The 20,719-nt window shown below is 51.2% G+C and carries 21 protein-coding genes and 2 pseudogenes; 9 read left to right on the top strand and 14 right to left on the bottom strand.

Features of this window, described 5'->3' with window-relative positions:
- The first annotated feature begins 391 nt into the window (after positions 1-391).
- Positions 392-775 (top strand): hypothetical protein, encoded by a 384-nt coding sequence (locus KRAC_RS04160; RefSeq protein WP_007904739.1) that lies wholly within the window; start codon positions 392-394, stop codon positions 773-775.
- Positions 776-1,124: 349 nt separating this feature from the next.
- Here the strand turns inward: KRAC_RS04160 and KRAC_RS04155 are convergent, their stop codons facing one another.
- Complete coding sequence (locus KRAC_RS04155; protein WP_007904737.1) at positions 1,125-1,598, bottom strand: winged helix-turn-helix transcriptional regulator; 474 nt, start codon at positions 1,596-1,598, stop codon at positions 1,125-1,127.
- A gap of 105 nt (positions 1,599-1,703) precedes the next feature.
- Here KRAC_RS04155 and KRAC_RS04150 point away from each other — a divergent pair, with 105 nt between their 5' ends.
- Positions 1,704-2,000 carry a YciI family protein gene (locus tag KRAC_RS04150; RefSeq protein WP_007904736.1) on the top strand — a complete coding sequence of 99 codons (297 nt, stop codon included), beginning with the start codon at positions 1,704-1,706 and terminating at the stop codon, positions 1,998-2,000.
- A 77-nt stretch (positions 2,001-2,077) separates the two neighbouring features.
- Positions 2,078-2,470, top strand: coding sequence for a nuclear transport factor 2 family protein (locus KRAC_RS04145; protein ID WP_007904735.1), 393 nt, complete (start codon positions 2,078-2,080; stop codon positions 2,468-2,470).
- 61 nt (positions 2,471-2,531) lie between these two features.
- Here the strand turns inward: KRAC_RS04145 and KRAC_RS70725 are convergent, their stop codons facing one another.
- The gene (locus tag KRAC_RS70725) at positions 2,532-2,918 is read right to left on the bottom strand and encodes a hypothetical protein (protein WP_244421957.1); all 387 of its coding nucleotides are present in this window, start codon (positions 2,916-2,918) and stop codon (positions 2,532-2,534) included.
- Between the two features lie 427 nt (positions 2,919-3,345).
- On the opposite strand from KRAC_RS70725, the gene KRAC_RS04140 reads away from it, so the two are divergent.
- From KRAC_RS04140 to KRAC_RS79260, 3 genes and pseudogenes are all read left to right on the top strand, one after another.
- Positions 3,346-3,735 carry a (deoxy)nucleoside triphosphate pyrophosphohydrolase gene (locus KRAC_RS04140; protein ID WP_007904734.1) on the top strand — a complete coding sequence of 130 codons (390 nt, stop codon included), beginning with the start codon at positions 3,346-3,348 and terminating at the stop codon, positions 3,733-3,735.
- Positions 3,736-3,801: 66 nt separating this feature from the next.
- Entirely contained in the window at positions 3,802-4,866 is a 1,065-nt protein-coding gene (locus KRAC_RS74400; RefSeq protein WP_211221242.1) for a DNA/RNA helicase domain-containing protein, read from the top strand.
- Between the two features lie 4 nt (positions 4,867-4,870).
- Positions 4,871-5,668 (top strand): annotated as a pseudogene (locus KRAC_RS79260) (DNA/RNA helicase domain-containing protein).
- A 484-nt stretch (positions 5,669-6,152) separates the two neighbouring features.
- On the opposite strand, the pseudogene KRAC_RS80710 reads toward KRAC_RS79260, so the two are convergent.
- Positions 6,153-7,412, bottom strand: a pseudogene (locus KRAC_RS80710) (IS110 family RNA-guided transposase).
- Here KRAC_RS80710 and KRAC_RS70720 point away from each other — a divergent pair.
- Positions 7,397-7,588 carry a hypothetical protein gene (locus tag KRAC_RS70720; protein WP_157506299.1) on the top strand — a complete coding sequence of 64 codons (192 nt, stop codon included), beginning with the start codon at positions 7,397-7,399 and terminating at the stop codon, positions 7,586-7,588. The pseudogene KRAC_RS80710 and the gene KRAC_RS70720 sit on opposite strands and share 16 nt — an antisense overlap.
- A gap of 205 nt (positions 7,589-7,793) precedes the next feature.
- Positions 7,794-8,111, top strand: a complete 318-nt coding sequence (locus tag KRAC_RS04115) for a hypothetical protein (protein WP_157506298.1) — start codon at positions 7,794-7,796, stop codon at positions 8,109-8,111.
- A gap of 471 nt (positions 8,112-8,582) precedes the next feature.
- Here the strand turns inward: KRAC_RS04115 and KRAC_RS04110 are convergent, their stop codons facing one another.
- The 4 genes from KRAC_RS04110 to KRAC_RS75425 all read right to left on the bottom strand — a co-directional run bounded on the left by KRAC_RS04110 (position 8,583) and on the right by KRAC_RS75425 (position 11,146).
- Positions 8,583-9,422 carry a PIG-L deacetylase family protein gene (locus KRAC_RS04110; protein WP_007904731.1) on the bottom strand — a complete coding sequence of 280 codons (840 nt, stop codon included), beginning with the start codon at positions 9,420-9,422 and terminating at the stop codon, positions 8,583-8,585.
- 88 nt (positions 9,423-9,510) lie between these two features.
- A complete protein-coding gene (locus KRAC_RS04105; protein WP_007904730.1) occupies positions 9,511-10,161 on the bottom strand; it encodes an SAM-dependent methyltransferase in 651 nt (216 codons plus the stop codon).
- 65 nt (positions 10,162-10,226) lie between these two features.
- Entirely contained in the window at positions 10,227-10,457 is a 231-nt protein-coding gene (locus tag KRAC_RS75430; RefSeq protein WP_244421955.1) for a hypothetical protein, read from the bottom strand.
- Positions 10,458-10,825: 368 nt separating this feature from the next.
- Positions 10,826-11,146: a helix-turn-helix domain-containing protein gene (locus KRAC_RS75425; RefSeq protein WP_338010111.1), complete on the bottom strand. Its 321-nt coding sequence runs from the start codon at positions 11,144-11,146 to the stop codon at positions 10,826-10,828.
- Between the two features lie 509 nt (positions 11,147-11,655).
- Here KRAC_RS75425 and KRAC_RS04090 point away from each other — a divergent pair.
- Entirely contained in the window at positions 11,656-12,465 is an 810-nt protein-coding gene (locus tag KRAC_RS04090; RefSeq protein ID WP_007904728.1) for an LLM class flavin-dependent oxidoreductase, read from the top strand.
- 1,377 nt (positions 12,466-13,842) lie between these two features.
- On the opposite strand, the gene KRAC_RS04085 is transcribed toward KRAC_RS04090, so the two are convergent.
- The 7 genes from KRAC_RS04085 to KRAC_RS04055 form a co-directional block, all read right to left on the bottom strand.
- Positions 13,843-14,355: a zinc ribbon domain-containing protein gene (locus KRAC_RS04085; RefSeq protein WP_040441881.1), complete on the bottom strand. Its 513-nt coding sequence runs from the start codon at positions 14,353-14,355 to the stop codon at positions 13,843-13,845.
- Entirely contained in the window at positions 14,273-14,617 is a 345-nt protein-coding gene (locus tag KRAC_RS70710; protein ID WP_169460854.1) for a hypothetical protein, read from the bottom strand. The genes KRAC_RS04085 and KRAC_RS70710 overlap by 83 nt, the downstream gene beginning before the upstream one ends.
- 177 nt (positions 14,618-14,794) lie before the next feature.
- Entirely contained in the window at positions 14,795-15,115 is a 321-nt protein-coding gene (locus KRAC_RS04075; RefSeq protein ID WP_007904726.1) for a hypothetical protein, read from the bottom strand.
- Positions 15,116-15,471: 356 nt separating this feature from the next.
- Positions 15,472-17,022 (bottom strand): ammonium transporter, encoded by a 1,551-nt coding sequence (locus tag KRAC_RS04070; RefSeq protein ID WP_007904725.1) that lies wholly within the window; start codon positions 17,020-17,022, stop codon positions 15,472-15,474.
- A gap of 594 nt (positions 17,023-17,616) precedes the next feature.
- Positions 17,617-17,847, bottom strand: coding sequence for a hypothetical protein (locus tag KRAC_RS04065; RefSeq protein WP_007904724.1), 231 nt, complete (start codon positions 17,845-17,847; stop codon positions 17,617-17,619).
- A gap of 64 nt (positions 17,848-17,911) precedes the next feature.
- Positions 17,912-18,739, bottom strand: a complete 828-nt coding sequence (locus tag KRAC_RS68920; RefSeq protein WP_007904723.1) for an ACT domain-containing protein — start codon at positions 18,737-18,739, stop codon at positions 17,912-17,914.
- Between the two features lie 113 nt (positions 18,740-18,852).
- Complete coding sequence (locus tag KRAC_RS04055; protein ID WP_007904722.1) at positions 18,853-20,433, bottom strand: APC family permease; 1,581 nt, start codon at positions 20,431-20,433, stop codon at positions 18,853-18,855.
- Positions 20,434-20,719: the final 286 nt, after the last annotated feature.

The following is a 20,719-nucleotide window of genomic DNA, read 5'->3' as shown; positions in this document are numbered from 1 at the left end:
AAAGCGCCTCGCGTTTTTGAGCACAAAGAATTGCTTCTCATTGTTCTATTGATGTGCTTATCACCTAAATTATGTAAGATCCATATTTAGGCCGCGCCTCTGAAGTATATCCTGGCGCTGTTCTACGCTCACAGGCCGATCGCGAGCAATTAGGTAACATGGTGCTCTGAAGCATCTTTTGGCAGCGATTCTGCACTGTGTAGCATATTGTGGCAGTATATCGATAGAACGTTGTCTTCATGCTCTTTCGCTCACTTTTCCCTGATTTCCTTGCCACAATATGCTACACAGTGCCAATATATGTATCAAGTGCCGATGCCGGCACATTTTATGACAACAATCATGGCGGAAAAACGCCAAGAATTCTTCCAGTCAAAGGACACGAATCACCATGGTTACGATTACTGTTCATGAAGATTGCGGCAATGCGCCTAAGAAATTATTCCTGAAAGATTTTATCGTTGCGGCCGTCAGCAACGACAGTGCTTTTGTTGCCCGCAACACTACCGACGATATCCACTGGAACCTCGTTGGCGGCCGGTGCATCAGCGGAAAACAGGACGTTCTTACAGAACTTCAACGGTCGCGAAGTGATGAGGTTGCGGAACTGATCATCAAGACGATCGTCACGCACGGATACAATGGTGCTGCCGATGGATTACTGAAGTTCAAAGACGGGAAGACGGTCGCTTTCTGTGACGTCTACCAATTCCGTGCCTCAACGAACAATGCGCCCATAAAAGCGATAACAACGTATGCGATTGCGCTGGCGTAAAGGTAGGCAATCAGTCAGCCTTGATTACCAGAAAGCACGGAGAAGAGCCTGAGACGCATTTGTTCTTCGTGAAGCATATGTTGGCAGTCTATTTCTTAACCAGAAGGATACATGAATGATGAGTGGCTTTTCCCTGTACAACCTTGGGAAAGGGACGAGGGAAGAGCCATTTAGGTTATGAGCACGCTTTACAGGCCAGCTTGATTGATGAGAAAGCTCCTTTTCTCGACTCGAATCCTCTTTGTGAAGCATATCGTGCCGCCTCCTTTGTGAAGCATGTCGCGCGTGATTTTGCCACCATATGCTGCAAATTTCAGTTACATGAAACCAGTGCTGAAGGAGTTCATTTTTATTTCGCGTTTTGTAACTTACTCAGAACGTTCTCTTTTCCGACGAAGATTGATCCACCTTCCTGAACCGTTTCGCGAATAAGCTGAATGAGCGCTTCTTTACCCATATTGACCTCTTGGAGCCATGCTTCACTTCCAGCAGTTTCAGGTTCATGTTTGGCTCCCCATTCCGCCATATCGAGTAAAATGGGTATCAAATCTAAACCTTTTTCCGTCAGTTCGTACACATCTTTGCGCCCATCGGTTGGATGAGGTTTTTTCAGCAGGATACCTTTTTGTTCCAGTTGGACAAGACGGGTCGCGAGAATATTCCGAGCAATCCCTTCATCAGAAGAGAGAAACTCTCCATAGGTTTTTCTCCCAAAATAGATAATGTCTCGGACAATAAGAAGCGACCAGAGATCACCGACCATCTCTAAAGAGAAACTAATCGGACAAAGTGATCGTCGCTGGTGCATCGTCTTCATGTTCATCACAAGCCTTTTGACTTTCCTTTCACATTGTAGTATACTCTTTTCAGTTGCATCTTGCAACTGAAAAGAGTATACTACAATGTGAAAGGAAAGTGAACTGATAGTATGAAATTTCTTTTACTATCACGTCATACGGGCGGCCGCGAAGTTCCTGAGAATGAAAGAGAGCAGAATGTTAAAGATTTGATGGAATGGTGGTCGCTGCTCAAAGCCAGCACAGCATTGCCTGTTAGCGGCGGCAAAAGCGTCACTTCGGAAAGCACTGAGGAATATAAAGGCGAAGTCGAAGGAATGTTGGTTTTTGAGGCTGAATCTATTGATCAAGCGGTGGAAATGGCCAAAAAATCGCCGGGGTTGAAATATGGCTGGACACACGATGTTCTTAAAGAAATGACCATGTAAAACTCATTTGTCTGTTTTACTTTAGGACGGAAATTTCTGTCCTGCATAAGCGGACAAATCGGAAAGGAGGTGAAATTATGACACAACAAGATGCTCCAGCGGTCGCCATTGCCCGCGCTCACATTGAAGCATGGAGTCATCATGATTGGGAGAAGACAAGAGAGCTACTCGCACCAAATGTACACGCTGTGGTAACAACTACGCAGCCCATGAAGGCTACCGCAGAATTGACAGGCATCGACGCTTACATGGAGCCCAAGATCAAAGCCGCGCAGCTTATCGAGCCCGGAAGTGTTCATGAGATCTCGGCAATTGGCGATGAAAGTAACGCACTCATTCTGGTAACCTTTAGAATAGGCTTGGGTCCCGGTGGGACGATGGTGACCATGGCGAGAGCTATTCTCTACTTGCTAGATGAGAACAAGAAAATCAAAGAAGAACGGGATGAATACTTCATTCTTTCACAATAGTGCGAATAGGGACTAACAGGACTTTCTGCTTCAAGAACTACGCAGATGAATGACCCGTCCCTCAATGATGGTGGAATGTCTGTGCGCATCGTTCATTCCCTTTCTCGTTCGTTACCCGCCAACCACGTCCCAGTCTGTTTTTCCTGTGGCCGACCAACGTTTCTCTGTCAAAGGCGTCTGCTGCACGGCGCTCGGGTGTGTGCTTTGAACCGGAGGACGCCCTTGTTTGGGGAGAGCGAACGCATTCTTCCTGAAGTCGAGGACATTCCACCAGGTTGATGCCGCTGTCGGTAAATCGTTTGAGATCAATGGGAACCAACTCTCCAGAAAACGTGCAGTTGGGTGAGGTGCTCGTTTGTGCCTGTTCTCTCACCGTTTCCACCGTTTGGGACGATTCGACACGTTCGTTCTCCGGGATGGTTTGCCGTTCGTGCTCTTTCCCATTCACACTTGCAGGTTCTGCTTTGTCCTCAATCACGGTGCCCGTTTGAATGCTCGGAATCCATCGATGCCAATGGAGCGGCCCGCTCTGTTGAACAAATCAATACCCTGTACGCGCCGCGTGCGGCCATGAGCATTCTCGCCTGGTATATGCGTCCGTCTTTCGCATATCAATGGTTCGTCAATCTCTGCTGAGGAACGCAATTTACAGGTTTAGAACACAGTGCACCTGATGGGGAGCGATTTTTCCAGGAAATGTTGTCCCAGTGCTCAAGATTGAGGGCAATTTCTCACATTTGAGGGCCAGACTTGCTCACTTGGTAGGGCATTTACCACTTACAATGGCACATACGACGCCTTTAGGATTTAGAGCACTTTATTTCCCAGATAGGTTGCAGTACCAGTAGGAACATAGAAAGATAAAACAAACAACTATGAAAACCGTCACAGCCGCTATCCTCACATTGAATGATAAAATCCTTATCGCTAAAAGAAAAAAGGGGGATGTTCTAGAGGATAAATGGGAGTTCCCTGGGGGGAAAATCGAGCCTGGCGAATCACCGGAACAGTGTCTCAAGCGCGAAATGATGGAAGAATTTGGTGTTGAAATCGAGGTAAAAGATTTTTTCTGCTCGAGCATTTTTCGTTATCAGCATATTGAAATTGAGCTTTTAGCCTACCACGCCGTGTACCTTCAAGGCGATTTTCAGCTCAATGCTCATGCAGAGATACAATGGGTTACGAATGAAGAGCTAATGAAGTTCAAATTTTCTGAAGCAGACATACCCATCGCCCAAAAATTATACGAATACAATATCAGTTAACTTTCGCCTAGTTCTGTTTCCTGGCAGATATCTTCTAATTGTTCTTGATTAAGAGAGGATGCACTTATGTCATATGTGGATGGATCTACATGTGGTTGGCACGGCACTATCAATGCCTTTCTACGAACCTCCGAACATGGCTGGCTACACAATCTTCAAGATCACCACCTCGCTTGTATGAATGAGCAAGCTAATACATCACAAGTCAGAGCATGGGAGAATTGCTTCAAAGTCCTTCACACGCAGCTGTCCGCTCTCGTAAACCTGCGTCGAGACGCTGCTGACTGGAATATTATTTTTGAATATGAGCTGCCACGAGAACGTGGCCGACGCATTGATGTTGTCATTCTTGCCCATAACACAATACTTGTTCTCGAATTCAAAGATTTTAGTACGATCCAGCAGGCCCATATTGATCAGGCCGCTGCTTATGCACGAGATTTACACCATTATCATGCGTATTCGCATAATTATCGCGTCTATCCCATTCTCGTTTTAACTCGCTCAAACACACCTATTGCCAAAGATAAAGATGTTTATGTCACCTCACCAACCAATTTGCCAAATCTGCTCCAATCTTTGGTAACTACGGAAAATAAGGGCTCAATTGATCCACACGAATGGTTGGTTGCTGATTATGCTCCGCTCCCATCGCTGGTGAGTGCAGCTCGTACAATCTTCCGCCATGAGCCACTGCCTCAAATTCGGCGGGCGCAAAGCGCCGGTATTCCAGAGACAATAGCGAAACTTGTGCAGATTAGTCGGCAAGCTCAAATCAATAATGAACATCACTTGGCTCTTGTCACAGGTGTACCAGGTGCTGGGAAAACGCTGGTTGGATTACAATTCGTCTACGAAAATCATTTTGGCGACACCGAAAGTAAAAGGACGACAGTTTTTTTATCCGGGAATGGCCCACTCGTTAAAGTACTCCGGCATGCTCTTCAAAGCACCGTTTTCGTTCAGGATGTTTACGGCTTTCTGAAACGATATGGTGGCTCACAAAAATGGGTTCCAGAAGAACATATTTGGGTATTCGACGAAGCTCAACGCGCATGGGACGCAAAGAGAGTTCAAGAAAAACGGGGGGCACGGAGCATCAGAGCCCGAAGACTTTCTCCGCTTAGCTGAAAAAATGAATTCCTGGACACTCATGATAGGGTTAATTGGTGAAGGGCAGGAAATTTATTTTGGAGAAGAAGCTGGTATTGAACAATGGAATGCCGCAATTAAAACAGTAAACAAGCCATGGACGGTTCATTGTCCAACGAAAATTGCCTCTACCTTCACCTCAGCTGCAAACGTCTACACGTCAGATCTCCTTGACCTGACTGCATCTCTGCGTTCTCATTTAGCTGAAGACGTACAAACTTGAGTAAAATTTCTCCTCGAAGGGCATCCTAGGGAGGCAGCACAAGCCAGCCAGACAATCAAAAACCAAGGGTTCGATATGTATGTTACCCGAAACCTTGAAGACGCCAAACAATATGTACGAGAACGGTACCAGGGCCAAGAAGAGAAGCGCTATGGGCTGCTAGCATCATCAAAAGCAAAGAATTTGAGTGCCTATGGCATACACAACGATTACAACTACACCAAGAACTTACGTGAAGGTCCTTGGTATAACGACTCTCCAAATTCTAACCTTTCTTGCCGTCAACTTCACGATGTAGCTACTGAGTTTGCTTGCCAAGGGCTTGAACTAGACTTTCCTATCATAGGATGGGGGAGTGATTTATTGTGGAAAAATAACAAGTGGGTGAGTCCTCCCCAAACTCGATCACAAGCGAGGGATCCACATCAACTTCGAATCAATAGTTATAGAGTTTTATTATCCCGAGGACGGGATGGTTTTATTGTTTTTGTGCCACAAGAACCTCTGATGGATACGACATATCAAGTACTTATATCAGCCGGGCTTAACCAGCTATAGCGTCGTTAATACCGTTTCGACATCGAGCATTTCTTGATTACGCTTCACTAAGAGATGTTCGCCATCTGATCCAACGCTATTTCAAGTTTTTACAATCATGAGCTACCTCATCATGCTCTGAACCATCAGACATATGGAAAAATCTTGGGTTCACCCGCCATCTTGATGATGAGACTGGAAAGTATGAGCAACCGGGCAAACAAACCCCGAAAAGCTGCGTTCAACGAAGCAGAGGTCAGCCACAGTGAGGTTCATGCGGCATGTTTTAATACGCTTTGCCGCTCAGATATTCCCCTCAACATCAAAATGGCGGGTGAGAAGCCATAGGATTTGTCAAGCCCCTTGTGGGCCATGCCGAAAAAACGTGTAGTCATGTGTAAAATAACTCCCTCCTTGCGCTTGAGGACAAGCCTGAAGCACCCGAGAACGGTCTACCTGGGGGGTGGGGCCAGCGGGCTAACCCCAACAAGTCACACAGTTAGGGTTAGCCCGCTGGCCCCACCGCGACTTTGGTGGGATCAAATTCCTCCTCCTCCTCATGCATAAGTAAATGGGCAGCCACGGCCAGCATTTTGCGCATGACGGCCATCAGAGCTGACCCCTTTTTGAGACCGCGTGCCACCTGGCGCTGATAGTAGGTTCCAAACACCGAACCTTCCAGAGAAATGCTGCGCAGAGCGGCCATGTAGAGCATGCGTCGCAGCAAGCCGCTGCCGCGTTTGGAAAGTTTGGCTTGGCCCTTCCACAGACCACTTTCCTTGATCTCGATGTCCATTCCTCCGTAGGCGATCACCTCGTCTGTCCGTGCAAACCGTTGCGCGTCTCCCAGTTCAGCGCGGAGCACTGCCACCGTCTTGGAGCCCGCATCCAGGAACTTGTTGTAATCCTTTCACTCCTGGGTCATTCGTCAGGAGTTCTTCAATCTCGGCCTCCAAACGTGCCAGATTCGCTTGGGTGTGCTCCAGTTGATCGCAGAGAATCCGCAAGCTGAGCGATCGCCCGGCGAGTGCTCGCCCACTACTCACACTCGCTTTGGCCAAAGCTACCAGCTTCTGGGCGGTTGGACGGCCATAGTGTGCAGGCTTCAGCGTGCGCAGCAGTTGGAAGAGGGGCTCAACACCTACCTCGGCCACAGCCTGAGCGCTGGGAAACGCTTTGAGCACAGTGAGCGCCGTCTGTCCGCAGGGATCAGTAAAGATCTGGGTGAACTCAGGGAAAAGTACCACGACCAGAGCCGGGATCTCGTTTTGATAGGCTGCCGCCTCATCGCTCAAGCGCATATGCAAGCGAACCAGTTCCCGATACGTGACCACTAGCTCGCTGGGCACATAGCCGACTCGCGCTTCCCCACTCGAACCGCGACTTTGGCGATCGTCATCGCGTCCAGCCGATCGGTCTTCGCGCGTAATCCCTGCCGCTCGTGGAATTGATGGGTTTGGCGAGGATGCAAGAGACGCAGGACATAGCCACGTCGCTCCAATTCGTGGTAGAGATTCTCATGGTAGCGGGAGGTGGCTTCCATGCCGATCACGATCTGGTTGGGAGGTGTATCCAACTGGCTCAACTTCTCTTCCCAGACCTTCCAGCCTTCTCTGGCATTGGCAAAGGCGATTGACTTGACCACGATGCTTTTGTCAGGCCGGCAAATGCAGCCTACGCAGGATTGGCTTCCCACGTCAACACCACAGACGTACTTGATGCTCGCTTCCTCTTCAGCAGGGGAAGCCGATGGAGTCGTATTCATCGCGCACCTGCTTTGCTTCTTCTTCCTATCCCTGGATGTGCCGTTCGGTGCTGCCTAGCACCATTCTCAGCGAGAAACCCGACCAACCGGGGCGAGCGTCAGCGCGTGTCCGGATAGGCAATCGAGCCTGGTGGTTCCTGGGTACGGACCACTGGCGGTTGCAACAAGCCTCATAGACCCTTTCTGCCCTGGTGGACGGGGAGCCGTCTCTCGAAGGCGGGTCACTGTTCAGGTATCTGAACAGGCCACAAGCCTAAACGTCGGCTCTCCCGCTGCTCTCACCAGTATACCCTCCAGAGGGATCACTCCTCAGGGGCTACACTCAAACTATTATATGAGCCTTATTTACCAGCTGGCTCAGGCCTTAAAACAAGCGCTTCAGTGATGTTTGTCGATGTGGAGCAAAAAGCATCGAGGTTGGTGCTGGTCAACCTCGATGCTTTTTGTTTTTTGCTGCTGGTGAGTTCAGGACTCGATGGCCAGGGGCTTTTCTTCACGCTAGTCTTCAAGCACCGCCTTGTGCTGCGCGTGTTTTGCCTGGTGTCCAAGCGCTTCCTCTTCGCTTCTTGTTCGGAAGTCGCATCCTGGGGCACTGCACTTCCACCAGCCTTTGTCGAGCAGATTAAATACCAACACAACCAACAGGATAACCAGGAGTATGGGCAAGGTCGATACTGCAAAGGCGTTCGGGTTGTTTAGTGGGTCCATTCCTCTTCTCTCTCCTTATCCCTGAAAAAACAAAAGCGAATTCGAGCATGCACATTTACAATTGTACTCGAGTTTACAAGAGACAAGCGGCATTATGTTGCGAGCCGCTTTTCGAGCAGTGACAAGGTGATATAGTGACACCAAATTTGGCACCAACTACACAGAACACAAGGGAATTCCACGTAACACAAGAAGACACAAATATAGAGCAAAAAGATAGATTCGTGCCTGTAAAACTCAAAAATGCTCCTCCCTACGGTGTGGAAGGACAGTGAAAATTCGCTCTTTTTGGTGTAACTGACAGCCAAAGTCTATGCCTGGGTGCAGGCGAATAACCTCTGGGGACGGCGCGCCTACTATCTCGATAACAATCAGAGCCTCCGGCAGCTCCTGAGCCCGGGCGATTCTCAACCGTTCGAGGCCAAGTGGGCGGAACTGGCATAAACGTTGCACTAATCCTGTTCAATCAGTTCCCTTTCGCCGGGCGAAGGGAACTGATTGAGCCGTCGCGCGCCAGTACCGTTCAACGTATCTCGATTCGTTTTCTTTCCTGGTGTATTGCTCGATATAATCTTCAATCCGCTTTGGTGGGCGACAGAGCATGGGTAATTGGGATCGATATTGGAGTGTTGCCTGGATGCGCTGGCCCAAAGCGGCGGTGATATCGATCTCCTCACACTGTAGTCGATGGGAAGTGGTGAGTGTATGAAGCTGCTCTGTAGCAAAAGCCGCGTACGGAAAATCCTCATAGAACAGAACTTTGTGAGGGTCAAGGACCTCGTCTGCGGCCTGCCGAATGAGAATGTGGTCTCTATGGGAGCCCAATGCCAATGGGACAAAAAAGCGAGCGACTGGAAATGATTGCTGCAATTCGGCCAGCCAGACACAGAGGTCTTGGTAGATTGGATCCTCTTCGGCAGGGATGCTCGCATTACAAATGTCTTTGGTACTCACAAGACCCGGAATACGATAGAGAATCTCTTTGGTACTCATCCAAAGATAGTCTGTTCCCAGCACGTTCATGGCCTGCGCTTCTTCCTCTCGGCGAATAACGTAGGGATCTTGGTCGGGCATGTTCCATAGATGATGATAGAATTCCGCGAGCGCGGAGTAGGGGCCAGGATCGCTTCCAGCAAACGCCGTGACAATGAGAAGACGTTTACCCTGTTGTTGCCAAACGTCAAGGGCTCCGCCACAGGAAAGGACCGCATCATCGAGATGAGGCGAGAGAACAATCTCGTCATAGGATGCATAGCGCATGCGCTGCTGTAGTGGTGTCAAGGAATGCTTGTCGATCGGCATTGGGAATAATACCCTAGTACAGATCTCCTTATCGCGACATAGAAGCAGTTGCTTAGCAAGCAAATTATCTTCGCTCGATAGGTATAGTTTAGACAGTGCTGTTGGGAAACTCGCGCGCTTCTTGCCGCACAAAAAGATCAAGGCGATACCTATTGCCATCCATTTCCGCTCGCAGATGAAGCACAGGCGTCAACGGAGGATCGCAGGCCTGAAAAAATTTCCCATGAACTTCGTCGGCGGTCAGCGGATGCACCGGGCGGGCCCCTTCCCAATGCACGAGCCAATGCACGAGCAGGAGGTGCCCCTGTGGGCTAAGATGCCCGGTGATCGCCGTGTGCGCGAGCGCCAGATCTTCGCGGGACCAGTAATATCCCACCTCAGAGAGCACGATCAAATCATACATATTCGTGGGGAATTCACGGGGAATGCTCAGGCACGCGAATGCTACATGTTCATGCCTTTTACACCGCTCCCTCGCGTGCTCCAGGGCGACCTGAGAATGGTCGACCGCCAGGAGCGCATCGCAGCGAGAGGCGAGCATGTTGGTCATCACCCCAATCGAGCAGCCGATTTCCAGGGCAGACGCATAGCGCTCTTTGAACAGGGCTGCCAGGCTGATCCGGTATTTGGTCTGCTCGTACCGACTGGTCGTGTAGTTCCAGGGATCCGCGTTTTTTTGATAGAGGCGATCAAATACAGAAGCTGGCGTTGAGTGGTGCCCTTTATCATCAAGGAACATCGTGAACCTCCTGTTCGGGATTGTGATCCCGCTAACATTTGTTTTATTGATCTCAGCGTAAACAACTAAACCGGGCAACTGGCATGAGCAAAACACTGCAAAAGGATTGGTTTGCGATGGCGAAGACGCTCTTTGGCATGACGAAATTCGTCTTCGACCTGCCAGAGATCTGCACAGCAAATATTTTTGAGTTCGCGCCGCTTCAGGAGGTTCCAGACACCCTCTTGGGGATTGAGCTCGGGTGCATAGCCAGACAACGGTTCCAAATGAATGCGTTTGGCTGCCCCTTGTGCCAAGAAATCCAGGAGCGCTTGACAGCGATGAATGGAGGCTCCATCCTAGATGATGAGCAATTTCCCCAGTATCTTGCGCGAATCTGAGGTGCAAAAAGCCAATCACGTCGGATTCTTTGTAGGCTTTGCGTTGCATTTGCATGAACAAGCGCCCATCCGTGCTCAGAGCCCCAATCACTGAGAGATGATCGCGGGTCAAGGGAACCGGCAGGATGGGCCTCTGCCCACAAGGAGCGTAGGTCGAGACCGCCATGGGGAGCAAGGCAAAACTCGCTTCATCCACAAAAAGGATCGTCCGCTTCTCCTCCATGGCTTTTTTTTATCGCCGGCCATTGCTCACATTTCCAAGCTTCAATGCGCTGCTCATCACGTTACGTGGCCCTGGTCACCGGCTTCTGACGGCTGTAGTGACAGGCTCGTAACAGGCGACTACAATGAGCCGGATGATAGCTCATTCCAAACTGCCGCTTGATCATTGCGGCCACACGCTCGGTGGTCCAAACCGCTCCCGAAAAGCCAAAGGCTTCAGCCCCTTTCGCCAACAGCTCTGGCAATTGCGCTCGTTGCTCTTGACTCAGCTTGGCAGGACACCCGCACCGAGGTTGCCGACGCAGCCCTTGGGTTCCTTCCTCTTTCGCTTTGTTGATCCATTGGCTCACCGCTCCTTTACTCACTCCCAGAGCCTGAGCGATCTCCTTTTGTTGCCAGCCTTGCTCATAGAGGTACCAGGCGCGTCGTCTTCGCTATTCGCGCCAATCGTGGACGAGTGGTTCGTGTTTGCTCATACCACTAGTGTACTCGGCCTTCTCTCCTTCTGTTTAGCTAATTCTGCTGAGATCTATAAGATGTCTCTGGCAATATTGTAATGGAGGGAGATGTCAATAAGCGGAAGTTATTGCATCAACCTTGGATAATGTCCTTTGTTCAAAGCCACTTTTCAGGCCGTTATGAGGATGGTATCGTGACACCAAATTTGACACCAACGACACCAAACGCAAGAGAATTCCACGTAACACAAGAAGACAAAAAAATGGGGTAGGAATATAAATTTGTACCTGTAATCTACAAAAATGCTCCTTAATATGGTGTGGAAGGATGGTGAATTTCCCCCTCTTTTCCGCAAATAAGACATAGGGTGTCATATAGGGAGCGCTATACTCTGTGGAGGAAAAAGGCAGGTTGTGTTTAAGAAAGGAATGTTATGGTGCGTATGAAGTACGGCTTTGTCTTACTGGGAAACGACAAGCAGGTCGTGGAACTGGCTCAGGAGGCAGAGGCGGCGGGCTGGGATGCTATCTTTTTACCTGATGACTATGGGAGTGCCTGGCTTAGACTGGCTGCTATTGCGATGAAGACTGAGCGCATACGCCTGGGGACTATGCTTACTCCCTTGCCTCAGCATCATCCCTGGACTGTTGCGGCGCAGGCGGCAACGCTGGATCATCTCTCCAATGGACGTGTGATTCTGGCCGCTGGTCTGGGAGTACTGGAATTGGACAAGTTTGGCTTGCAGGAGAACCGTAAGAGGGCGCAGATGCTAGATGAAGGTTTGGATCTATTGTCGTTGTGGTGGCAGGGAACCTCTATGCGAGAACTGACCTACCAAGGACGACATTATCAACTGGCAGAAATGGCGGCGGATGTTTCCTGGCCGACCCATAAGCCGCTTCAGCAGCCGCGTATCCCTATCTGGGTCGTAGGCGGAGAGAAGGCGAGCCAGGTACGAAGGTCAGCACGTTGGGATGGTGCGCTTATGCATGGCAGCCCCGAGGAGATTCGTCAGCGTCGGGCCATGATTGAGGCACAGCGCATAGATAGCGTTCCTCTGGAGTATATCGTCGAAGGGGAGACGCCAGGCAACGACCCAGAACAGGCCCGCGCGATAACTCAGGCCTATGCCGAAGCGGGAGCTACCTGGTGGATCGAGAGCATGTGGGAGGAGAAGGATCGTGGCTATGACATCCGAGAGCGTATCAGAATGGGACCTCCTGGAGGTGTACAGGTCAGGTGATAGAGTCAATAACCTCATGCATGAATGCAGAGGCTTGCCCACATCCTAGGACTGGGCTTCAGGGCTGATTGACAGCAGCCCACTACCCCGAAAGGCAGTATAGCGGTTGCGAATGTTGTGAAGTAGGCGGCTGACGCGTTGCCTTGCGGTACGTTTTCATCCGCCCCTTCCCGAACCAGGACGTGCGCGATTTCCGCGCCTCCGGCTCTCCGGTTTCTTGTCGTTTCATGGAGGTAGGCATAACGCATCTCGCGCACCGCTCCATCTGCGACAATACTCCCTGCTTCCCTTCCCCTTGTATCAAGCATTACCTTGATCGTTTGAGGTAGGGTAAGAGGCCAAGTCCCGATTGCTCGGGAGCATCAACCCCTCCCCTCCGAACTCCACGTGCACCCTTTCGATGCATGAAGCTCTCCAGAGGCCAGTGTCTTTTCAACACCACTCCCACAGTGGTCTTCTGACACATCCGTGTCAACCACCATTTTTGAGTGTGGCCTCCTGCAACCCTTTGCTGGGTACATACCCAACTCGTATGGTCGCTCCGTCACCATGCCCCTTACGGGGTTTAGGCGATCCCTTAGTTCCATCAAATGTCTCAGTCTGTACGTAGGTGCCCATTTCGTCATTTCCCTCTCCGTGAGGGCTGGCTCCAACGAGAGCTTGTAGGGAAAGTAGTACCGTTCCCCTACACGTTGGACACAGGCGATAGTCCCTTCTCCTGTGGGCTGCTCCATTTCCGCCGTGACTTGAATTCAGCCAATCAAGACTTCACCCTATACAGCTTCACTGATGAGCCTCTGGCTCCTGGGACTGGAGCTTCACTCACCTTTGACACGACATGCTATTTTTCCCCCCACGCCTTTCGGGTGAAGGTGTCCCCGCTCTCTATGAGAACGGGTAAGTCGCTGTGTTACTCACCTTGCTCTAGTGAGCTTACCCCGACGGGTAAGGGAGACATTTGTGGCACAAAGGCGCACTACTATGGAAGCTCCGTCGTCATAGGCTCGCACCCGTAGACGATCCCGCATTTGCGCACATCAAACGTTAAGTACGTTTAGGTGCCTCGTTCGTTTCCTTGAACCAGTTCATTACTGGTCGTTCATTGGAGAGAGTATTCCACGCCCGCGCTAAAAAGGCGTGTATTCCAATGACATCGCCACAGGTATGCTGCGCTGAGCCAATGCTTAGACCACTGAAAACTGAGGTTCATCCAGTCTAGGTTTCACCATACGTACAGGACTCGCGGTGCATCACACTACATACCTTCGCGTTTAACCGCTTTTCCGACATGCTATTTTCCTCTTTGAGTTTCCTCGCCAAGTAGGCCGAATGTCCTTGAGGTTATCACTCTCAACCCCATCTTCCTACGGAAGAAATTTAATGTACGCCGAAACGGCGCACTACCGCCGCATTCACATCAGCATGGTCCGTGTGACCACAGTGAGGGCAGGAGAAGGCATGACGTTTGCGCACCCCACGCAAACCACAACGAGAACAATTCTTACTCGTGTAGGCGGGGTTTACCTGAGTGACACTCAGCCCACATTCCTGTGCTTTGTTCTCCACACAGGTGCGAATGAGGCATCGTTGCCACAGCGACATTCGACGTCGAAGTGCCTTGCCCCTGAGCTTGCCCTTCTCTGGTTTGGGCATCTGCAAGTCCTCAAAGACGAGCACGGCATTCTCAGGGGCAAAGGTGATCAGTTGCTTGGCTGTTTGTTGGGCAAAGGTGCGGGTACGATTGCGTTGTGTGCGACCAAGCCGTTTGAGAAGACGCCGAATACTGCGTGTATCCTTCTTCTCTGCCTTACGGGTCGCGTGTTTGCGCTGGAGACGAGTGCGGGTCTTGGCGGTACGTCGGTTTTTGACTTTGATGTCTTTCCCACTCACAAAGAGGGTGCTGCCCATCGGGGTCAACGGCGACAAGGGCATTTGTCTCATTGAGGTCAATGCCTACCGGGAGAATGCCTTGAGGTTCTGGGGCGTCGAGCGTGAGCGTCACACGCCCAATGAGCTTGCCGTCGCGTTTGATGACCGTAAGGCTATCAATCTCAAGAGCTTTCTCAAAGGCGGTCTTGAAGTCTTGAGGAATGGAGTAGGTCAGATGTTTGCGCCCCGCCACGGTCCAGATGGAGAGGGTGCCGTCCGACACCTCGTCACATGAGTATTGACGCCCGTGGGCAGTCGAAATGAGCAAAAACGCCAGGAGGTCAACTGTCTGAGTCGGCTTTATAAGCCCAAAGAAGCTTTCGTTTTTTGCTCAAATTGAGTGACCACCCCTGTCAACACTCATATGACGGAGTGTCTGCCGTCCCTGCGAAAATCAGCGTCACGTCCACGCTTTCCGACCAGGAACAACGCACGGGCGGGCTTTCTTGAAGAGGAAGGGGCGCTGAGCTGGTTTCTTGTTGGACGTTCCAGAAGCATAGGCAGCAGAGACCAGACGAATGGCAGAGATGGTCATTTGTGCCGAGAGCGAACCTTTCACCTGATGGTAACACGCCCGTTGCAAGGGGAGAGCGCCAAGAGGCTTCCCATCATTGAAACAAGGTTCAGAGAGGGCATGTTGCACCTCCCGAAACACATCAATGGTGCGCTCAAGGTCGCGATCAGGCTCTATCACAAGAGTAACGGTTCGTTGTATCTGCATGCGCACATTTTACCACTAAACTATAGTAGTGTCAATTCTATATGTGGCATCTGTGGCAATTCCTCCCTACGGCTCAGGCCGAGGGCACCCTTGCCGCAATCCTGGTGGTATGGCCCCGACGCGTGCTAATTGGTGCATCTGGCAAGTTGTAGGGTCCAAGCTGGCTTGGACTCTTTAGGCCGAAAGATATGCTCACCCTGCGTGAACAAGGCCATGCAGGCATGGCCCCTACACATTTCCGTATCACTTGGCGGATGCACCAATTAGTAGTGCCGGTCGGGAGCATGTGCGAATATTAAAAAAACTTCAGGAGGCTTGCGACCCCCTGAAGTTTAGCTGTGAATATGTATTGGAAGTTAATCTTCGCCTACACTGACAGCCTCTGCCAGTTCATATTCCTCTGATGCTGGCACATGGCCGTTGGGACCCACCAGGGAAGGCGTCAGCCCCATCATAGCGTACTCAGGATAGGCGACCGCGCCATGCTCGTGCAGGTCCAGGCCCTCAAGCTCACCCGCTTTAGAGACGCGCAGCACGCCCACATATTTCAGCGCAAACATGAGGGCAAGGGAGACAACCATGGTTGCCGCCACCACCGCGCCAGAGCCGATGGCCTGGTCGAGCAGTTGCGTGGCCCCGCCACCGTAGAAGAGACCAGTGACCACCGAACTGGTGTCGGCACCTGTGGGTGTTGGCAAACCGTAGGCACCCGACGCGAAGAGACCAAGGGAGAGCGTACCCCAGATACCCGCCGCCAGGTGGACAGGAACGGCACCAATAGGATCGTCGATGCGCAGGTATTCCAGGGCATCAATGCTCCAGGCTACGACCAGAGCGGCAATCGCCCCAATGAAGAAGGCGCCAATAGGATCAACCCAGTAGCAGGGGCAAGTAATGGCGACCAGTCCTCCTAAGAAGCCGTTGACAGTGAGACCGAGATCCCATTTTTTCGTACGAGCGTAGGAGTAGAAGAGAGCAACCAGACCACCGCTACAGGCTGCAAGCGTAGTGTTGAAGGCGACGCGACCAATGCCAACGGCATCGAGCGCTGAGAGCGTGCTACCAGGATTAAAGCCATACCAGCCAAACCAGAGGATCAAGCCACCGACAGCACCGATGATCAGGTCGTGTGGCGCAGGTGGACCACCGCCGTCGCGCTTGAAGATGCGACCCAGGCGAGGACCAAGAGCGATAGCACCCGCTAACGAGATGGCACCGCCAATGCTGTGAACGACCGTCGAGCCAGCGAAATCGTGGAAGTTGAGGCCGACGAGCCAGCCATCAGGACCCCAGGCCCAGTGACCAATGATCGGATAAATGAAACCGGTAACGCCAATGCTATAGAGGATGTCGCCCCAGAAGCCGCAGCGGCCGATCATCGCACCCGAGGTGATGGTCGAAGCTGTATCAGCGAAGGCGAACTGGAAGACCCAGAAGGCGAGCAAGGGTACGCCTGTCGAAAGATAGGTGGAGGGGAGACCCATAAGGAAGAAGCCCTGGGTGCCGATAAAAGGCGTGCCAGGCTCGAACATAAAGGCGAAGCCCCAGGCCCAGAAGAGAATACCACAGATGCAGGTGTCAGCGATGCCCTCGACCAGGATGTTGACCGATTCGCGAGAGCGTGCGAAGCCCGCCTCAAGCATAACAAAGCCAACCTGCATACCAAAGACCAGGAATGCAGCGACCAGTACCCATACCGTATTCACGGCATTTATTTCTGGTGTCAGGGTAGGAGCGCCATGGACCGTTGCGTGTACCACTGTTGGCAGGATTACCCACATTGCGGTGAGGACAAGAGCCAGGCCTAGCAACTTTCCAGTCATGAGGAGTGCGACGTTCTTACGAACGATTGGATTGCTTGCGTTTGTGCGCAAGCGCTCCCAGGTAGTGCGGAGAAGTTTCGTCATCTTGCAATAAGTCCTTTCGTGCGAAAGACAACTTGAGTAAGAAATGTGCTCAATGCGAGCAGATGGCGAACGTACTCGGCGCTGAGTAATTGTGGGCAGGCCTGTGGGGGGCGCTGCCACCAGGGAGGGAGTCTGTAAATATCATCATTGATGTGCATCGGTTCTATGGATTAGTATAGAGCCTTTTGATTTATATTCTTAGATACAACTTGTCACAAATCGCTCGCCTGTTTTTGTGCAATTTTTACAAAAAAAGACACTTTGGTGAGTTTTTCTTGAGAGAAAAGACCTTTTTATTGAGCTTAAATTTAGTATAAAGGATTTTTTATTGAGAACTTCTTTAGAAAATACTGCGGCGATTTGTTTAAAATGTCCATATTATGGCGAACAAGGTTACTTAGGTGGTGTGTTTACTAAGTCCAGGGGAGAACGGAATTAGAGAGGTTGTAGGGGCAGAGCTTGCTCGGCCTCCGAGCGCAGCGATCTTCCCGCGCCGGGGTATCGGCCTGCGGGCCGGGCGAGTCCATGCAAGCATGGACCCTACACGTTTTGTTGGAGCCCCAATGCATGATATTGAGCAGTAGAGGAATGGCTTCAGGAGGTGTGTGTGTTCCTTTTGCGGTTCCACCAGCGGCGAAAGGCGACTATGGCCCAGATGCCCTCCACCACGCCAAATGGCCAGGTGCCAGCCAGCCAGCCGTAGAGCGAGGAGGCCGCACAGGCACAGGCAAAGATCAGAACCCAGTAAGCAGCGCGATGTTCGAAGGCATAAGAAAGTAGCATGACGCCCACGGCGCATGCCCCAAAGATCGTCAGCACATCCATAGATTTTCGGTTCTCGTTTCTAGAAGGGTAGCGAAGTATGCTTGCCAGGATACGTAATCCAAAGCTAGCGCTCGATGATATGTCCAGCCTGTTCTAGCACCTGCAAGGCGCGTTCCACGTTCTCCTCTTTGACCAGCAGGTAATCAGTCGCATACGTTGCGATGGCCAGGACACTGATGTAGGCCTCTGCCAGGGGAATTGCGAGTGAGGCATTGACGCCCGCGATCGAGAAATCAAAGGCCCCGCGTACCTGAACACAGCGCCACCCGCGCTCCGCTTCAATATCGCCAGGAACATTATCCTCCTGGCAGACGATAGAGAGCTCTTCGGGTGTACGTGTCAGGGAGACAAAATCGCCGAGCAGAGCCCAGTAAGGGATATGTTTATCAGGGTGGAACTGACACACAGCATATTTATCTGGGAGTAGTGAGAGATTGAGTTGTTTCATCGTTAACTGCGCTTGCTCCTTTATTGCTTGCATTTTAGTCTTTAACTGCATCAGGTTGCCGATTACAAGCGTATTGGTCTTTTTGTTTCTGCCAGAGCGTCCACAGCGATAGCAGGCCGGGACGCAATTCTCAACAGTTGTTCCTCCTCCTTGTGGCAGTGAAATAATGTGACTCATGACCTGGAAAGGTCGCTCCTGGCAGTAGGCGCAATGCCAGTTGAAATAGTGCAGGGTCGTAAGCCATTCAAGTAGCGTTAGCGTGGCCTGTGCCTGGAGCGAGCGTGTTTTGCATAATTGTCCCTCAAGGCGATCTATTTCACGGATAATCAAGAGATAGTATTCTTCCGTACCAGCGAGTTGGCGAATCGTCTGTACATGTTTACGCTTGCTCGTCATGACTCGTTCTGCGATGCAGAATAAGGCTCGCTGATGTTTTGGTCCCATGATGTTTCCTTACATCTCTAGGCGCGTCCTTACCTTGTATATTATGACCGCTACCCCTTCGATCCCTTTATACATAATGGGTCGAAGGGGTATACGAACGGCATCGAAAGCTATTAGTCGCCGCTTGTTAGCGCACTATCACTACCAGCTTCGAGTACAACATCACTGTCGCTACCAAAGCTCGCCTTGTGATCCTCTGGATAGAGGATGGGAATACCTTTGACGAGCTTGCGAATGTAGAGATAGGCGAAGCCAACAACCAGCCAGAGGAGTGAGAAGACACCTGCAATAATCGTGTCTGTCTGCGTAGTACCACCACCAGCGATGGCGAAGTAGAGCACTCCGATCAGCATCGCGATATTGAGCAAGGCTCCCAGCCCTGGGAAGATGAACGTTGTAAGGAAATTCCGTCCCACGACACCGGCAAAGGCGACGATGCAGATGAGGCAGGTCAGGCCATAAAGTATGAACGTGCCGATATTTGAAATGAGTGTTACCTGAGTGAGATTATCGATGTTGAGCACGCCGTAGCTGCCAATGATGGCTGAGATCACGGAGAGCACAATTACACCGACATGTGGTGTGCGATATTTGCCATGTAGAAAGCCGAAGACCAGGGGAAGCTCTGTATCTTTTCCCATTGCATAGGTTACGCGAACGCCTGTGTTGAGACAGGAGAGCGCGGTACCGATGAGCGCGATAACAACTGTAGCGGCCAGGATCACTGCGAAAGCCAAGCCATTGCCACCGAGCATCTGGTCACCAATGATTTTCGCCATGTCCCCAATGGGTGCCCCAGAGGCGAACGCGGCGTCAAAACCAGTCTTGCCAGCAGCATGGTAGCCCGTGTTGATAAAGTAGTTCGCGGCGAAGTATTCCAGGAAGTAGAAGACAACAGCCTGGATAACCAGGGAGAGCAGGACGCCACGTGGAATATCACGCCCAGGATTCTTGGACTCGGCGGCCAGTGCCGTCGCCGATTCAAAGCCGACAACCAGCAAGATGGCGATAGTGGATTGCTGAATAAGACCTGAGAGGTCATGTGGCATAATCACGCTCAGAGCGCTGGTGTGCAGATAATGTACCGCGGGATGCTGAGCACGATAGATGATGGCAAGTACAGAGAAGGTGACAAGGGCGATAATCTGAATCGCGTTGATAACGATATTTGCCAGCGTCGAACCAGTCACGCCAACATAGGCGATGGCGCCGACGATCCCGGCGAAGACCACGCAGACCAGTACCTCTTGCCAGGGGGCGCCAAAGTCGGGATAAAACGTCTGGATAATGTAGGTGATAAGCAGGCCCATAAAGGCCACCATCACGCCTGGGTAGATCCAGTAATACAGGTGAGAGGCCCAGCCAACCAGGAACTTGCTCATGCGCGCGAACTTGAAGTGCCGATGCTCTTCTTTATGCAGCACCGAGGCTTCAGCAAAATAATACGAGCTACCAGCACCCGCTTCAGGATAACGGTTCGCCAGCGCTGAGTAAGCGACGGCTGTGAGCAAGGCAATCGCAGTTGCAATGAAGACTGCGGCCCACATGTTCATTGCGGAGGAGGGATTGGCTTGCAACTGATAGGTGGTCCAGAGGAAGGCTCCAGGCGCGATAAGCGCCATGGCATTGATCGTGACACCGGTGAGACCAAGGGTAGGTACCATTTTGACTTCGCTTGGGTTTTGAGCTGCCATGTCAGACTCCCTTCTTAAACTGGTTTGAACCGTGCATATGGCGTCATTACCATGGAGAGGGGTCGTCTTTGCTCACCTGGAGAGAGGTTCGCGTCCGTTGCGTACCTGTTCCAAATCTTCTTCTCCGAAAACCCTGAGCGCGAAGCGCTAGTCACGCAAGTGACGCTGGGTTTCGGAATAAGATCATATCTCTTAGAGCAAAGTATATGAATTTTCTGGCAGAGATGCTATGTGTAAAACAGAAAAATTTAAGCGTGATTTTTGTGTAAGATGCACAAAGGTTACG

This window comes from Ktedonobacter racemifer DSM 44963 (assembly GCF_000178855.1).
GTDB classification, from domain to species: Bacteria; Chloroflexota; Ktedonobacteria; order Ktedonobacterales; family Ktedonobacteraceae; genus Ktedonobacter; species Ktedonobacter racemifer.
This window is presented reverse-complemented; position numbering and strand designations above follow the sequence as displayed.

What these genes read in the sequence shown, in the direction of transcription:
- KRAC_RS04150 (WP_007904736.1), top strand. Translation starts at nt 1,704, where the DNA reads ATGAAATTTCTTTTACTATCACGTCATACGGGCGGCCGCGAAGTTCCT.
- KRAC_RS04160 (WP_007904739.1), top strand. Translation starts at nt 392, where the DNA reads ATGGTTACGATTACTGTTCATGAAGATTGCGGCAATGCGCCTAAGAAA.
- KRAC_RS04155 (WP_007904737.1), bottom strand. Translation starts at nt 1,598, where the DNA reads ATGAACATGAAGACGATGCACCAGCGACGATCACTTTGTCCGATTAGT.
- KRAC_RS74400 (WP_211221242.1), top strand. Translation starts at nt 3,802, where the DNA reads ATGTCATATGTGGATGGATCTACATGTGGTTGGCACGGCACTATCAAT.
- KRAC_RS04145 (WP_007904735.1), top strand. Translation starts at nt 2,078, where the DNA reads ATGACACAACAAGATGCTCCAGCGGTCGCCATTGCCCGCGCTCACATT.
- KRAC_RS04055 (WP_007904722.1), bottom strand. Translation starts at nt 20,433, where the DNA reads ATGGCAGCTCAAAACCCAAGCGAAGTCAAAATGGTACCTACCCTTGGT.
- KRAC_RS04140 (WP_007904734.1), top strand. Translation starts at nt 3,346, where the DNA reads ATGAAAACCGTCACAGCCGCTATCCTCACATTGAATGATAAAATCCTT.
- KRAC_RS04065 (WP_007904724.1), bottom strand. Translation starts at nt 17,847, where the DNA reads ATGGATGTGCTGACGATCTTTGGGGCATGCGCCGTGGGCGTCATGCTA.
- KRAC_RS70720 (WP_157506299.1), top strand. Translation starts at nt 7,397, where the DNA reads ATGGAGTCGTATTCATCGCGCACCTGCTTTGCTTCTTCTTCCTATCCC.
- KRAC_RS68920 (WP_007904723.1), bottom strand. Translation starts at nt 18,739, where the DNA reads ATGGGACCAAAACATCAGCGAGCCTTATTCTGCATCGCAGAACGAGTC.
- KRAC_RS04105 (WP_007904730.1), bottom strand. Translation starts at nt 10,161, where the DNA reads ATGTTCCTTGATGATAAAGGGCACCACTCAACGCCAGCTTCTGTATTT.
- KRAC_RS04090 (WP_007904728.1), top strand. Translation starts at nt 11,656, where the DNA reads ATGGTGCGTATGAAGTACGGCTTTGTCTTACTGGGAAACGACAAGCAG.
- KRAC_RS04075 (WP_007904726.1), bottom strand. Translation starts at nt 15,115, where the DNA reads ATGCAGATACAACGAACCGTTACTCTTGTGATAGAGCCTGATCGCGAC.
- KRAC_RS04110 (WP_007904731.1), bottom strand. Translation starts at nt 9,422, where the DNA reads ATGCCGATCGACAAGCATTCCTTGACACCACTACAGCAGCGCATGCGC.
- KRAC_RS04070 (WP_007904725.1), bottom strand. Translation starts at nt 17,022, where the DNA reads ATGACGAAACTTCTCCGCACTACCTGGGAGCGCTTGCGCACAAACGCA.